General features: G+C 63.3%; 14 protein-coding genes. 7 read left to right on the top strand and 7 right to left on the bottom strand.

Annotated elements, in window-relative coordinates:
- Positions 1-29: 29 nt before the first annotated feature.
- The 4 genes from BQ7471_RS05975 to lnt are packed head-to-tail and all read left to right on the top strand — an operon-like array spanning position 30 to position 6,220.
- Positions 30-950 carry a helix-turn-helix transcriptional regulator gene (locus BQ7471_RS05975; RefSeq protein WP_076464934.1) on the top strand — a complete coding sequence of 307 codons (921 nt, stop codon included), beginning with the start codon at positions 30-32 and terminating at the stop codon, positions 948-950.
- Positions 943-1,884, top strand: a complete 942-nt coding sequence (locus tag BQ7471_RS05970; protein ID WP_076466204.1) for a helix-turn-helix transcriptional regulator — start codon at positions 943-945, stop codon at positions 1,882-1,884. Before BQ7471_RS05975 ends, BQ7471_RS05970 begins: the two co-directional genes overlap by 8 nt.
- Positions 1,881-4,652 carry a DEAD/DEAH box helicase gene (locus tag BQ7471_RS05965; RefSeq protein WP_076464932.1) on the top strand — a complete coding sequence of 924 codons (2,772 nt, stop codon included), beginning with the start codon at positions 1,881-1,883 and terminating at the stop codon, positions 4,650-4,652. The genes BQ7471_RS05970 and BQ7471_RS05965 overlap by 4 nt, the downstream gene beginning before the upstream one ends.
- Positions 4,653-4,663: 11 nt before the next feature.
- Positions 4,664-6,220 (top strand): apolipoprotein N-acyltransferase, encoded by a 1,557-nt coding sequence (gene lnt / locus BQ7471_RS05960; protein ID WP_083663393.1) that lies wholly within the window; start codon positions 4,664-4,666, stop codon positions 6,218-6,220.
- Positions 6,221-6,268: 48 nt separating this feature from the next.
- Here the strand turns inward: lnt and BQ7471_RS05955 are convergent, their stop codons facing one another.
- Positions 6,269-6,634, bottom strand: coding sequence for an RNA polymerase-binding protein RbpA (locus BQ7471_RS05955; protein WP_076464929.1), 366 nt, complete (start codon positions 6,632-6,634; stop codon positions 6,269-6,271).
- 213 nt (positions 6,635-6,847) lie between these two features.
- Between BQ7471_RS05955 and BQ7471_RS05950 the strand changes: the two genes are divergently transcribed.
- Positions 6,848-7,648: a phosphatase PAP2 family protein gene (locus BQ7471_RS05950; protein WP_076464928.1), complete on the top strand. Its 801-nt coding sequence runs from the start codon at positions 6,848-6,850 to the stop codon at positions 7,646-7,648.
- A gap of 4 nt (positions 7,649-7,652) precedes the next feature.
- The gene (locus BQ7471_RS05945; protein WP_076464926.1) at positions 7,653-9,170 is read left to right on the top strand and encodes an Hsp70 family protein; all 1,518 of its coding nucleotides are present in this window, start codon (positions 7,653-7,655) and stop codon (positions 9,168-9,170) included.
- A 48-nt stretch (positions 9,171-9,218) separates the two neighbouring features.
- Here BQ7471_RS05945 and BQ7471_RS05940 read toward each other — a convergent pair whose 3' ends face one another.
- From BQ7471_RS05940 to BQ7471_RS05915, 6 genes are all read right to left on the bottom strand, one after another.
- A complete protein-coding gene (locus BQ7471_RS05940) occupies positions 9,219-9,770 on the bottom strand; it encodes a MerR family transcriptional regulator (protein ID WP_076464925.1) in 552 nt (183 codons plus the stop codon).
- Between the two features lie 117 nt (positions 9,771-9,887).
- The gene (gene ftsR, locus BQ7471_RS05935; RefSeq protein WP_076464923.1) at positions 9,888-10,652 is read right to left on the bottom strand and encodes a transcriptional regulator FtsR; all 765 of its coding nucleotides are present in this window, start codon (positions 10,650-10,652) and stop codon (positions 9,888-9,890) included.
- Entirely contained in the window at positions 10,649-11,080 is a 432-nt protein-coding gene (locus tag BQ7471_RS05930; RefSeq protein ID WP_076464922.1) for an FHA domain-containing protein, read from the bottom strand. The genes ftsR and BQ7471_RS05930 overlap by 4 nt, the downstream gene beginning before the upstream one ends.
- An 87-nt stretch (positions 11,081-11,167) precedes the next feature.
- Positions 11,168-11,917 carry a DUF881 domain-containing protein gene (locus BQ7471_RS05925; RefSeq protein ID WP_076464920.1) on the bottom strand — a complete coding sequence of 250 codons (750 nt, stop codon included), beginning with the start codon at positions 11,915-11,917 and terminating at the stop codon, positions 11,168-11,170.
- A 1-nt stretch (position 11,918) separates the two neighbouring features.
- On the bottom strand, positions 11,919-12,251 hold the full coding sequence (locus tag BQ7471_RS05920; protein ID WP_076464919.1) for a small basic family protein: 333 nt from the start codon (positions 12,249-12,251) through the stop codon (positions 11,919-11,921).
- Between the two features lies 1 nt (position 12,252).
- A complete protein-coding gene (locus tag BQ7471_RS05915) occupies positions 12,253-13,089 on the bottom strand; it encodes a DUF881 domain-containing protein (protein WP_076464917.1) in 837 nt (278 codons plus the stop codon).
- 184 nt (positions 13,090-13,273) lie between these two features.
- Between BQ7471_RS05915 and BQ7471_RS05910 the strand changes: the two genes are divergently transcribed.
- The gene (locus BQ7471_RS05910; protein ID WP_076464916.1) at positions 13,274-14,857 is read left to right on the top strand and encodes a Mur ligase family protein; all 1,584 of its coding nucleotides are present in this window, start codon (positions 13,274-13,276) and stop codon (positions 14,855-14,857) included.
- The last annotated feature ends 36 nt before the right edge of the window (positions 14,858-14,893 follow it).

Genomic DNA, 14,893 nt, shown 5'->3' with positions numbered 1-14,893 from the left:
AGCGCCCCGCCCCGAAGTAGGCTTATCCCGTGAAAAGCCGGGTGACGACGAGTACGCGCGTTCTGGGACTGTTCTTCGAACTGCTCAACGCGGAGCGTCCGCGTACCAAACACCAGTTGAGACGCCTGCCCGGCTACGCCGACCTCGTCGATGTGACCTTCGAGTCGCAATTCCAGCGCGACAAGACGGCACTCAAAGAGGCCGGGATCATCATCGAACTCGTGGAGGGAGACCCTGAGGCGTATCGCATATCGTCCGCATCCTTCGCACCGAGCAGGGTTGAACTGGACGAATCGGATGCCGCACTTATCCACCTCGCAGTGCAAGCGTGGAAGCGTCCCGACGTCAACGGCGGAATCGTCGATTCGAAAGTGAGGGCATCGGCTGTGGGCGGCTCCGACGAGTCGGCACCGCTCGGAATCGGCCTCGAGGGCGCCGAGCGCGTCACTGCGATCGCCGAGGCGATCGCCCACAGGAGGGTCGTCTCCTTCGACTATTCCTCGGCATCTGCCGCCTTCTCCCGTGCCGTGGAGCCCTGGAAACTCATCGTGAGGGGGAGGGCCCTGTACCTGTGGGGGTATGACCTCGACCGGGAGGACGACCGCCTCTTCCGTCTCTCCCGGATGAGGGGAGAGGTGAGCCTCCTCGGCGAAGACGGCGATGCCTCCGCCTGCCCGGATGAACGCGACCCCTTCGACGAGCTTATCGTGTCGCCCGTGCTCGCCCTGCGGCGCGGCCGCGCCCCTATGATCCGCTCCTGGGTGACTGTCCTCGACTCGGAGGAGGGCGATTGGGAAGAGGCCGTGGGGGAGAGCGGACTCGAGGGGGAGTGGGTGACGAGGATCCTCCAAGAAGCCGAAGACGTGGTGGTGCTCGAGCCGGAGGGTCTCAGGAGCATCATCATGGAGAAGGTTGAAACGGCTGCGACGTGGGGGGATGATCGTGCCTGAACTCGTGCCCATCGCGATCGCCCGATACCTGTCCCTCGTCTCTTGGATCGGCGAACATCCCGGAGTCACTGTCGACGATGTGGCCGAGCACTTTGGTCGATCAAAGCGACAGATCATGCGCGATATTGAAGCGCTGGGGACGGTCGGAGACTCCCTTCCCGGCAGTTCCTTCGAGATCGACTGGGAGCTGTATGAGATGCAGAAGCGCCTGTCGATCCGCTCGACACTTGGAGCTGACTTTCCCCCGAGTTTCAGCGCCTCAGAGGCGACTGCCATCCTCGTGGGCCTACAGGCACTTTCCGACGTCCTCGACGACGATCTGCGGGCGCACCTGCCTCACACCGCCATGGCGGTGCGCTCCCTGGCTTCGAGGACTCCCGATGCCCCCGTCGTGGTCCACTCCGGTGCGGTGCACCCCGACGAACGGCTCGACGCGCTTCGCACCGCCATCGGTTCGAAGCGCTGCGTCTCATTCACCTACACGTCGCCAAGCGGCACGTCATCCGCCAGAGTCGTCGAGCCGTGGAACGTCGCACTGGCCTCCTCGGGGTGGATCCTCACCGGCTGGTGCCGAACGGCATCACAGCAAAGGACCTTCAGGGTTGATCGCATGAACTCGCTGGCCATTGAGGATAAGCCGACAACGACTCCTCGCCCTGCGCAAGCAGATGAAGAGAAGACATGGACGCGGATCGTCCTCGGCCCCGGAGGGCAGTGGGCGATCGACGAGTACGATGCACGAGAGGCGGTCCACCATGATGACGGTACCGTCTCCGCGATACTGCCCGTGTGGAATGAGGAGTGGCTCGCGTGCCTCCTCATTGACGTCGCGCCCACCCTCATCGACGTTGATGAGGGAGCCCGGGCACGCGCGGGGGAGCAGGCTCGGCGGATCCTCAGCGCATGGAACACCTATTTCGAGGAGCATTCATGAGTCCGAGGCGACGCAGGCGAGCGTCAGCGGCCGCCGACGAGCCGCCCGAATCCGAAGAGATGTCGGCGGCCGAGAAGATGGCCGCATTCAAGGAGGAGATGCGCGTTCGAGCCACCCAGCGCGCCGTGTGGACCGATTCCCTCGGCTTCACCCCTGACGCCTTCCAAATCGATGCGATGGACGCCGTAGAGCGGGGCGAATCCGTGCTGGTCGCCGCGCCCACCGGCGCAGGAAAGACCGTCATCGGAGAATTCGCGACACACCTGGCGCTGTCGAAGTCACGCCGCTCCTTCTACACGACACCCATCAAGGCGCTGTCTAATCAGAAGTTCGTCGACCTTCGGCGCCGCTTCGGTGAGGACACAGTCGGTCTGCTCACCGGGGACGTGTCGATCAATCCTCATGCGCCGGTCGTCGTCATGACGACGGAGGTGCTGCGCAATATGATCTACGCGGGCGCCGATCTGAGCGACTTGGAGTCCGTGGTCCTCGACGAAGTCCATTATCTCGCCGATCGTTTCCGAGGCCCCGTCTGGGAAGAAGTGATCATCCACCTGCCCGCAGGCAAACAGATCGTCGCACTATCTGCGACCGTCTCGAATGCCGAGGAATTCGGCCAATGGGTGTCCGAAGTGCGCTCCGGCTGTCGCGTCATCGTCTCCGAGACGAGGCCGGTCCCCCTGTACCAGCACATGATGGTGGGCTCCACCCTCTACGACCTGTATGCCCCCTCGAAGGACGGGCGGGGGGTGTCGGGCCGCATCAATCCGGAACTCCTCAATGCGGTGGTGCCGAGACCTCGGGCGCGCGATGGTCGAGGCTCGCGCAATTGGAATCTCCCGGAGGTTCCGCGCACACGGGAGTCGAGGCCATCGACGCTCCTCACATTGGATCATGCAGGGCTGTTGCCCGCAATCACCTTCATTTTCTCGCGCGCGGGTTGCCAGGACGCGGTCGCGCAGATCCTCACGACGAGGATCGTTCTGACGACGCGCGACGAGGCCGAAGAGATCCGCCGCTATGTCGACGAAGTGTGCCAGATGATCGCGCCCGAGGATTACGCGGTCCTTGGGGTATCGCAGTGGGCGAGCGCACTCGAGAGGGGAGTGGCGGCCCACCACGCGGGGATGCTGCCCCTTATGAAGGAAGCGGTGGAACACCTATTCACGCGCGGCCTCATCAAGATGGTGTACGCGACGGAGACTCTCGCACTCGGCATCAATATGCCCGCCCGGTGCGTCGTCATCGAGTCTCTTCGCAAGTGGAATGGCGCCGAACACGTGCGACTGACCCCCGGGGAGTTCACCCAATTGTCGGGACGCGCAGGCCGACGGGGTATCGACACCGAGGGGCACGCCGTTGTCCTCCACCGGGGGAGTGTCGCACCCGAAGAGGTGGCCGCACTTGCGTCGAAAAGGACGTATCCGCTGATCAGCGCTTTTACGCCGAGATACAACATGGTTGTCAATCTGCTTGACCATTCGACCCGGGCGGCGACGCGCTCCGTCCTCGAAACCTCCTTCGCCCAGTTCCAAGCCGACCAGTCGGTGGTGCACCTGGCGACTCGCTCGCGCGAACTGACGGCGCGCCTGTCGCATCTGTCAGAGGCGATGTCGTGTTCGAGGGGCGACGCCTCGGAGTACTTCACACTGCGCGACGAGATCGCTCAGCGACAGAAAACCCGGGCGAAGCAGAGGGCCGATATGCAGCGTCAGGCGAACCGGGAGTCCGTCGTCGACCTGCTCCCCGGGGATGTCGTGTCCTATGGGAGGGGGCGGCGGATCCTCTTCGGGGTCGTCGCATTCCAGGAACACAACGCCACCGGGCGCGTCGTGACGACGCTCATCGGGACCGACGCGAAGTGGCATGCCCTGCCGACTGATGAGGCGCGCACGGGCATTGCGAAGGTCGGGCGGATCCCCATCGCAGGCGGATCCGCATTGCGCAGGAACAAGGAGCGAGTCCGCATCGGCGACGAACTGCGCCGCCTCGTTCGTTCCGGTGCTCTGCGCCCCGCCTCCTCCCGCGTCGTCTACGAGGACGGGGACATTGACGAGCTCGAGCGGCGCCTCAGGCGCCATCCGGTCCATCAGTGCCCCAGGCGCGAGGAACACGCCGGTGCGGGCCACCACTGGGCGCGACTCAACCGCGAGCACGCCCAGGTGATGAGGTCTATCGAGACGCGGACGAACTCAGTTGCCAAAGAATTCGACCGGGTCTGCGCCGTCCTTGAACGACTGGGGTTCCTCAGCGGTGACGAAGTGACTCACAGGGGACAGCAGCTGCGCAGAGTCTACGGGGAGCGGGACCTCATCGTCATGGAGGCGATCTCCTCGGGGGCGTGGGATGGCCTCCCAGCCCCGGAACTCGCGGCCATCGCCTCGACCTGCGTCTATGAGTCGCGCCGTGACGAGGACGGCCAGACGCTGCCCCCCGCCGGAATGTCCCTTTCCCTGGCCCGCGCGTGGGATGCGACGCTCGATGCGGCAGCGCGGGTCACGGGTGCGGAGAAGCGCGCGGGCGTCGCCCAGTCGGCCCTGCCCGATCCGGGCCTCATGGGACCGTGCCTGGCGTGGGCGCATGGCGCTGCACTGTCGACGGCCCTGTCGCAGGACGAAATGCAGGGCGGCGACTTTGTGAGGTGGATCCGACAAGTGATGGATCTTCTTGATCAGTTGCGCCATGTCGACCATCGTGATCTTGAGAAGACGGCGAGGGATGCGAAGAACGCGCTCGCGCACGGGGTGGTGGCATGGTCCGCGCTGTGACAACCCGTGCGATGCTCGTACTGTTCGTCGATTTGGCAGTGAGCGGATGCGCGGGCGTCGCACTGTGGTCCGCCTTCCCCTCCCTGTCGTGGTGGTGGATGACGATTCCCGCTCTGGCCGTGTACTTCTCCCGTTTGGAGGGCCGCGGACTCGGGCGGATGGTCCTCAATACGATCGTCTTCGCCGGGTGCTGGTGGATCCCCCTCGTCTCATGGGTGCCCCTGGCGACTGGGGGAGTCCTGCCGTGGATCGCTCTGGCGGCCACGCAGATCATCGCTTTGGTGGTGTGGGTGGTCATTGTGCGTTTGAGCCGCGCATGGGTGTGGACGTCGCGCGCCCTCGCTCAAATCCTCGTCTATTCGCTGACCTGGGCGGGCGTTGAGCAGCTACGCAGCCATTACCCGTGGACGGGGTTCCCGTGGGGCAATGTCGCAATGCCGCAGGTCGATTCCCCTCTCGGGCGCCTCGCCCCGTGGGGGGGAGAGGTCCTCGTCTCCGTCGTTACTGTCGCCCTCGCTGTCGCATGCCGCCTCGTGGCGTCTCGCGGACGCCGCGGCACGAGCAGGTCCGTGCCAGTGAGGCTACGGGCTGCACTTGCCATTGCGGCCGTATCCGTTGTCGGCGCTACCGCCCTTATACCCCTCGATTCCGGTGGGGAATCGGGGGCCTTGAGAGTCGGAGTCATCCAGGGCGATGTCGAATTGCCCGGTGCACTCACCTTTTCCGAAGAGGGCAAGGTAACGGCGAACAATGCCAGAGTGACTCGTGAACTCGCCGAATCCGGTGAGGAAGTCGACCTCGTCATCTGGGGGGAGACCGGGGCGGACCGCGATCCGCGAGAATCCCGTTTAGTGACAACCATTCTCGATTCTGCTGCGCGCAGCGTCAACGCGCCGATCCTTTTCGGGTTCGCCAATGTGGCTGATGAGCTGCGGTGGAATTGGCTGGGAATATGGAATGGGGGAGTGGGGCTGGACGAGTCGACCCTCTATGCGAAGCAAAAGCCCGTGCCCTTCGGCGAATTCATCCCGCTCAGATCCCTCATTTCCCGCCTGGCGACGCAATCGGCCCAGGTCAACAAGGATATGGGGGCGGGCAGCGAACCCGCTATTATGAGCATCGTCCTGTTAGACGGTCGTACGATTCCCACAGCGGTCGGCATTTGCTTCGAGTCGGCGTATTCGTCGGTCATCGGAGAAGGGGTGAGACTGGGCGGGCAGGTCATCATTGCGCCGTCGAACAACTACCACTTCCGCACCAGCGCCGAATCCGCCCAGCAGGCGCAACTCCTGCGATTCAGGGCGATGGAATTCTCCCGTTCAGCGATCCAGGCGTCGACGACAGGGTCGTCGGTGGTGATCCGACACGATGGAACGATTCAAGCATCGACTGAACCACAAACGGCAGACCTTCTGGTGGAATCGGTGCCGCTGCGAACATCGATGACGCCAGCGGCGACAATGGGAGACATTCCCGCTCAGACGATCATGGTAATGACTGGTCTGTGGGTGTTCGCATGTCTTGCGGCAATGGTGAGGGGTCGTGTGCGCTCCTCGTCGCACAAATGATTATGTCAGTGCCGTCGGTGTCGCGCCCTGCGTCGCATAGGCAGGAAATCAGCCTTTGCGGTAGTGGCCCTCGGGGCGTAGACGCCCTTCGCGCAACAGCGTCAGCTGTTCTTGGAGGACGACATCGAGTTCTTCGAGGGAACGCCGCTCGCGGAGCATATCCCAGTGAGTGCGGACCGGCTTGGCGGGCTTGGCCTCTTCATCCTCGACAGGATCGCCGATCAGTTCCGCCTGTGCTCCGCAGCGGCACTCCCACGTCGCAGGGGGCGTCGCCTCGGTGGACAGAGGAACGCCGAATTCATGACCGTTCGGACACATGTAGCGGACGGTGAACCTGTCGGCGAAGACCACGCCATCTTCGGATTCCATCGACTTCGCGCCGATCTGCATGCCTCGAAGCGCACGATCCGCCATAGCAGCCTCCTTGACGAATTTTTAGGAACGGTGACGATCTTATCGGAATCTCTCCCCTCATACCCGATCCGATAATGCGCATTATGTCATTTCTAGGGGAAGGTATCCAGAATCACCCTCTTCGTCCCCTGAAATCACACTCCCCGCTCTGCCGCTCACGAACACGGGCGCTTAGGATAAAACGCGGATAGGCTATCAAGAACAGGAATCTGCGTGAGTCCAGTAGTTGAGTCGGTCGCCCTCGTGCGCCCCGAGGTTCGCCGACGCTCCGCCGTCGCTGAAGTCGGCCTCGTCGCCAGTTCCGTCGTCCTCTACTCGGTCCTGTGCTTTCTCGCACCCGTTGTCCCCTCCGTCGCGTACCGTCACGCGCGCGAGATCCTCGCAGTCGAACGCGCTCTGGGCGTCGACATCGAATTGGGGCTCAACCAGTGGCTCGCCGACCACCCGGTCATCGCATCGGTTTCGTCGACCTTCTACTCCGTGTCGTTCTTCGCATTCACCGTCGGCGCGCTCGTGCTCATATGGACCCGTCGGCCCGACCGGTACATTCTCTCGCGCAACTCGCTGTTCATCATGACGGCGGGCGCGATGATCACCTATTGGGCATTCCCCCTCGCACCCCCCAGATTCTTGGCGACATACGGCTTCGTGGACTCGGTCGCCACCCAGTCGACGGTCGGTTCGGGATACTCCGAAGCAGCGGGCTCCCTGGCGAATCAGTACGCAGCCATGCCCTCGATGCACACGGGATGGGCCGTGTGGTGCGCGCTCTTCCTCGGGCTCTTCGTATGGAAGGCCACCTGGCAGCGCCTCCTCCTCGCGATTCATCCGCTATTCACCATCTGGGTGATCATTGCGACGGCGAACCACTATGTCCTCGACGCGATCGCCGGAGCCTCGTACTGCGCGGTCGGCTTCGTCCTCGCCGTTGTGGTTCAGAACACCATTCTCACTCCCGACACCCCGAACGGACAGGGGTATCCACGGATTGTCGACAAGTCGGCGATACGCTGACCCCATGAAGTTTGGCGTAGATTTCGGTACCACCCGCACGACCGTCGCAGTCGTCGATCGAGGCAACTATCCGCTCGTGTCATTCATAGACGCCGCTGGAGACGATCGGGACTTCATCCCATCGATCGTCGCCCTCGATGAGGATGCGCACTGCGTCTTCGGATTCGAGGCCGAAAGGGCCGCCTCTCAGGGCCGCCCCTTCATTCGCTCCTTCAAACGAGCGCTGGCGGATGCGACTATCACCCCGACGTCCACACTGCGCCTGGGTAATCGCGATATCGAAGTTATCGAACTGCTCACCCGCTTCCTCGCCTATGTCGCAGACCAGGTGCGCTCCAACTCCTCCGTCTCCGAGGTCGCCCCCGGCGAGCCCCTCGAAGCAGTTATCGGCATTCCCGCCCGCGCATGGTCGGCACAGCGCTTCCTCACACTCGAGGCCTTCAAGAACGCCGGATGGTCCGTCATTGAGATGCTCAACGAACCCTCTGCTGCCGGTTTCGAATACACACACCGTCACGGCGGCACCCTCAATTCCCGGCGCACCTCCGTCCTCGTCTACGACTTGGGCGGCGGCACCTTCGATGCGTCACTGGTCGCCGCAACGGGGACCTCGCACGTAGTCCTCGACTCGCGCGGCGATAACCTGCTCGGCGGTGACGACTTCGACATGGTCCTCGCCACGATCCTCGCGAAAGCCGCGAATATCACCCCCGCCGAGCTTGGCGAGGCCGAGTGGGCGCGACTCATCGACGATGCCCGCATTGCGAAGGAAACTCTGACTCCTCAGAGCCGCTACATCTCCGCCCCTGTTGGTGGAGTCGCAACTTCAGCGCCCGTCACCGACTTCTACGATGACGCTCAAGACCTCGTCGACCACACTCTCGTCATACTCGACCCGCTGCTCGACACCGATGAGGACGGCACAAGGGTCCTGCCCGACCATGTCGCCGGCCTCTACGTCGTCGGCGGCGCCTCGCGGCTGCCCCTCGTCTCCCGAATCCTTCGCGCCCGCTTCGGGCGCAGGGTCCACCGTTCCCCCCACACGGGCGGATCAACGGCGATCGGCCTGGCACTCGCGGCCGACGAGACCGCCGGTTACTCCCTCACAGAGCGACTGTCCAGAGGCGTTGGAGTCTTCAGGGAGAAAGAGTCGGGCCGAACCCTGTCCTTCGATCCCCTGCTTGACCCGGATGCGAGGTGGACGCCCGGACAGTCCACGGTCGTCACGAGGCGCTACCGCGCGGCCCACAATGTCGGCTACTATCGCTTCGTCGAATATCTGTCGACGGACGCTGAGGGCGTGCCCCGCGGTGAAGTCTCCCCCTGCGGAGAGGTCCTCATGCCCTTCGATCGCCTCCTGCAGATCCATGATGAGAATCTCGCACAGGTGGAGATCGTCCGCACCGAGAGCGGTCCCCTCATCGAGGAGCGCTACTTCGTCGACGAGAACGGCATCGTGGATGTGGAGATTGCCGATCTCGACTCCGGTTATTCCACGAGGATCCGGCTCGGACGACGCTGAGAGAATCGGCGGATCGCCTCTACGCGATCCGCCGATTCTCTCAGCCGCTCAGGAAGCGGAGCGTTTGCGCCTGCGCCGCTCTGCGAGTTCATCGACGTGTTCGTCGATTCTCTCGATTGGCAGGTCTGCGAGAGATCCTTCGACTTCGCGCCATACTCGCCCCACAGCGATGCCGAAGACGCCCTGCCCGCCCTGAAGAAGGTCGATGACCTCATCGGTCGATGTGCATTCGTATACGGAGGCTCCGTCGCTCATGAGGGTGATGGAGGCGAGATCATCCACTCCCCTGTCCTGGAGTTGGACGACGGCGGATCGGACCTGCTGAAGCGAGACGCCCGCATCCAAAAGTTTTTTCACAATTTTAAGAACCAGGATATCCTTGAAGGAGTAGAGGCGCTGAGAACCCGATCCCCTGGCCGCGCGAACCGAGGGCTGCAGCAAGCCGGTGCGGGCCCAATAGTCGAGTTGGCGGTACGTGATGCCGGCAGCGGTGCACGCGACGGGGCCGCGATATCCGAGGTCATCTCCCTCAATGCCCTCAAGGGGGTCGCCGAAGAGCATGGCCTGCCGCGATGCGGCTTCGTGTGGTTCGGCGCTCACGTCGTGCTCCTTGATACTGCAGATGAAAGATGACGATGACTTCACGCTAGGCGGTAGAAGCCGGCGGGTCAACGACCGCACCGGCGAGCCTCACCCTCAAGTATAGGATGAAGGTTTCTAGGCGCTGTCGCCATTCAACTGAAAGATCGACACGCGCAGCATCTCACGGTGCAAATCGGCGAGCAACTCCCCGCACTCACTCGACCGGGCGCGCGCCCTCTCCTGATCACCGGCGCGCTGGCGGGAATGTTGTGACGAAATCGTCTGATCGACAATATCGGCACTGCGCTCGGCACCCATGCGGACCGATCTCAACATCCGTGAGTCGATGCCCAGAGCCTCGAGCTGAAGGAGCAGCTGCACGATCTGAACGCCGCGCGAGGGAAAATAGCCCGACATGTCAGGGGTGAGGATCCCCATGCGGACATAGGCGTCGAGGGCTTCGGCGTCAAGGCCCGTCAGATCCATGAGTTCGCGCGCCGGAATCGACTGCGAGGACGAGACGACCACCCTGCCCTCGGAGGCGATGACGCGCGCACGCCGAACGGGCTCGACCTCGTGACCGGCATCGAGAGAGCGGAGCTGATCTCCGATGACCTTGAGCGGCGTGAACGAGTCCCTCTGCGCTGTCAGAATGTAGCGCAGCCGCTCGATATCCGCCCTCGAATACTTCCGATAGCCCGCCCCTGTGCGCGCCGGGCACACGAGCTGCTGCTCTTCAAGGAAGCGCACCTTCGACAGGGTGATCGCGGGGAACTCGGCCTTGAGCTCGCCGACGACCTGACCGATGGACAATTCGGGCGTCCTCGAAATACCGCGCGGCCAAGGGCCCGATTTCGCTTCGGAGTCGAGCGGAGCGACGCGCCGTGCTGCGGTACTCATGCCGTATGCGGTGAAGGTTGGTATGTCAGACGATACTTCCCGATTTGGACCTCATCGCCCGCCTGCAACCGAACCTGATCGACCCTCTCGCGATTCACATACGTTCCATTGAGGGAACCCGAGTCACGCACGATATGCCCGCCATCCTGGGCGATGAACTGGCAGTGCTTGCGAGACACCGTCACATCGTCGAGGAAAATATCCGATTTGGGCGAACGGCCAGCATTGGTGACCTCGGGGTCGAGAAGGAAACGCGCACCCGTATTGGGGCCGCGCTGAACGATGAGAAGCGCCGAACCCGCGGGAAGGGCGTCGACTGCGTCGCGATCACGCGCAGACAGCATCGCCGGGGCTTCGAAGGCCTCATCGGATGCGGTCATGCCGAACACCGATGTTGTCGTCGGATCGAAATCATTCGATGATTCCATACGTATCCCCTCGTCTCACGTGCAGCGAATGTCTAGGCCAAGTGTAAACGGTGGAGGTCCGTCAAGGGCACTCGAGAACACAAATGCTCATTCAACGCTCGCGTACTGCGGCATCAGCGGCATCGCCAACGACCGAATGACGATGTCGTCCCTCTCACTGATCGTGACCTCCGCACCCCTGGCCCGCATCTGCGCCGCGGAGCCCGCCTGTATCTCGAGAGCGGAGGCGATGGTCTGCGGCGCCCCGATGACTCGCCACTCATAGGGTGACGCGATCGGCGAACCATCGACACTGATGCCCTCGGGGGTGGAAACGAAGGCAGAGCGCGTCGACAGGCGATTCCCATTGAGATCGATCGACTCGGCACCAGCATTGCGCAACTCGCCGAGCGTCATGACGAACTCAGTCGCATTGAGCCCCCCATTGGGATCAGTGACACGCATGAGGATCCCCGGCCCATGAACGGCGACGGTTCCCGCATTGATCTGAGCCTGCTCATCGGCTTTGCGCGCAGCTTCGGCAGCCGCCTCCTGTTCCGTCTCAGCGGATTTAAGGGCGCTCACCTGGTTCTGCAGGGCGGCGCGCTCTTGGCGCAGCGCATTCTCCTGCGAATCCAATTCGCTCAAAAGCACGACGAGGTCTTGTTGCGACAGCGAGTCGAGCGGGTCGGAGCGCTGGGAGCGGACCTGCGTGGCGAGGGCGAATCCCAACGCGAGACAGATGATGAGCAGGAGCAGGTGCATGCCGCGGGGGACCGCGAAAATCGCCAACTTCGCGCGAGACCACAGGTCGGTCGGCAGATGGGAAAGCTTGCGCGACGAGGAGTGCCTACCCATATCAGGCCTTGAAGATATTGCGGCGGATCGACGCCGTATTCGAGAAGATGCGGATTCCAAGGACGACGACGACGGCGGTCGTCATAGCGGAGCCGACCCCCAACTGAGATCCGAGGAACACGAGGAGACAGGCGACGACGACATTCCAAAAGAAGGACATTATGAACACGCGGTCCCTGAACGAGCCCTCCAACCAGGCGCGCGCGGCGCCGAAAAGAGCGTCGAGTCCCGCGACGACGGCGACCGGCAGAAATGGTTGTAGCGCCGGGGGGACAGTCGGGTCGAAGAAGATCCCGAGAATGATCCCGATGGCGAGTCCGATAATGGCGAGCACGTCATTCTCCTTCGTTCACGTCGAGTATCTCGATGCTACGAGTTGTTCTCAAGTCCAATCCCGGCATGTCAATATCTCGCTGTGCTGCCGTCGATATGGAAATCCCATTGAGGGACTTCGCACTTGACAGATAGTCCCCGGTCGCCCCGCGGACGAGGGCGACGGACAATTCGTTGGCATCGCCGATCGCTGACACCGTGTAGGGCGACTGAACGGGGGTGATATTGACGAGGATTACCGATCCGGCGGTGCGGATGAACGTCGACGGGCCGACGCGGATCCCATTGATCGTGATCGCTTCCGCGCCAGCCGACCACAGTGCATTGACGACGACATTGAGGTCGAGGTCGCGCACCACTCCCCCGCCGCTCCGGGACAGCGCCCTCGCATTGTCGGAGTCAGAGAGGGTGACGGTCAGTCCCGAACCGGTGACGGGGGTGAGGGAATTGACGAGGGCGATCTCTGGCGACAAGCGGGCACTGGATTGTCCCGACTCCGCCCTCGACGTGAGGTAGGCGGAGAGCGACTGAATATCCGCGTCGAGGGCGTTGACGACTGTTTGTCGGGATTGGACCTGTTCGAGGAGTTCCGCAGTGATCGACGCGGAGGCCGGCGTCCTCAGCGAGGAAACGGCTGCGAATGAGGCGAGCCCGAAGCCGACGGCGATGACGAAGACGATGAGGCGCCGCCACCACGGCTGGTGGGCGTCGTCCTCTTTCGAATAGTACGAGTAGCCCGCATCAAGGGGGTTGAAGAGGATCTGCGTGAGCAGCGACATCGACGCAGCGGGATCGCGTGGTGCTTTGTCGTCGGTATCGGGTGCGGGCGTCGTCGTCATAGGCCCTCCCGCCGCAGTGCCGAGCGCACCCGCCTCGGGACGTCACCCGACTGCAGGGCGCGAGCACCGCAGGAGGATGAGTCAGGGGCGAGAGTATCCACATCGGCAGTCTACGGTCCACATCTGCTCATAGATCCCGTTGTGCGCAGCAAGTCGACGATGCCGAGCGACTAGACTCGACGCCATGACCTCAGTGACTGATCTTCGCCCCGCGATCGCGCCCATCGCACTGCCCGATGCCCTTGGGGGCGTCAACGTTCTCGCCTGCTATCGCAAGGATGGGACACCAGTGCCCCTCGCCGAACTATCAGATGTGAGGGTCTCGGGAGTCACCGTCGCGTCGACGGACTGCGACGCGAACTGGATCTTCGTCGCCATTCCCGGATTGACCCGCCACGGTGTGGACTTCGCGGGCGCCGCCATCGATGCGGGGGCGAGCGTCCTCGTCACCGACGCAGCGGGTATCGCTCATGCGAGGGGCGAGGGCATTGCCGTCCCCATGATCGAGGTCCAAGACCCGCGTTCGGATGCCGCCACCATTGCTCGCACCGTCTACCGCACGGATGAGTCGGGGCTCGTCACCATGGCGATCACGGGGACGAATGGGAAGACGACGACGTCATTCCTCATGCGCGCCGCCCTCGCAGTCGCATTCCCCGACCCATCGATCTGCGGAACCGTGGAGACCCGCGTCGCAGACCTTCGCTACCGATCCGACCAGACGACCGCTGAGGCGCCCGTCGTCCACCGCTTCCTCGCCCAGACAAGACAGAAGGGATTGGGCGCCGCAGTCGTGGAGACCTCATCTCACGCCCTGAGCTTCGGGCGCGTCGACGGCGTCATATTCGACGTCGTTGGATTCACGAACCTTCAGCACGACCACCTCGACTACTACGGCGATATGGAGCACTACTTCGAGGCGAAGAAGCAGCTCTTCAGTCCTGAGCACGCTAAGCGCGGCGTCGTCTGCGTCGACGACGAATGGGGTGTGAGGCTGTCGCGCGAGGCTGGGGTCCCGGTCACGACGGTTTCCGCTCTCACCGATGCTCCTGCACAGTGGACGGTGCGCGACACTCATCCCGATCTGCATATCGGTCGGCTCGTCTTCACCCTCGTCGATCCCGATAGGCAGGGGCATCGTGTGGAGATGCCGATCTTGGGCGAGGTGAATGTTCAAAATACCGCTGTCGCGATCGTGTGTGCTGTCCAACTCGGATACGACGTCGACGACGTCATCGCGGCGGTGAGGCGCGCCGATCAGGTACCCGCGCGTATGGAGAAGATCAACCCCGAGCCCGGTAATCAGCCGCTCGTCATCGTCGACTATGCGCACACTCCGGAGGCCCTCGAGTGGACGCTGCGCTCCACCCGTGTCCTCACTCCTGGCAGGCTAGTCATCGTTTTCGGCACCGACGGGGATAGGGACGCCTCGAAGAGGGAGGAGCTTGCTGCGATCGCCGCCCGCGAGGCAGACGTCCTGTGGGTCACCGACGAGAATCCCCGGACTGAGGACCCCCAGTCGATCCGCGACTGCCTCCTGCGCGGCATCGCGTCGGTGCGCCCCCGGATGGAGGATGTCACCGAGGTGACGACCTGCCGGCGCGACGCCGTTCGCAAGGCGATCCTTGCCGCCCAGCCGGGCGACACCGTTATTATTACAGGCAAGGGAGCCGAGTGGTATCAGGACATCGACGGCATCAAGCACGAGTACAACGATGTGCCCGTCGCCCGGGAGGTCCTCGCCTACGATCTGCGCTCGCACGTGTGAAGTCCGCCGTGGACGACTTCCTGGAGATGAGTGGGG

Origin of the sequence: Actinomyces mediterranea (genome assembly GCF_900155595.1) — a bacterium.
GTDB classification, from domain to species: Bacteria; Actinomycetota; Actinomycetes; order Actinomycetales; family Actinomycetaceae; genus Pauljensenia; species Pauljensenia mediterranea.
Note: the sequence above shows the minus strand (reverse complement) of the source record. Positions and strands in the feature narration are given on the sequence as shown.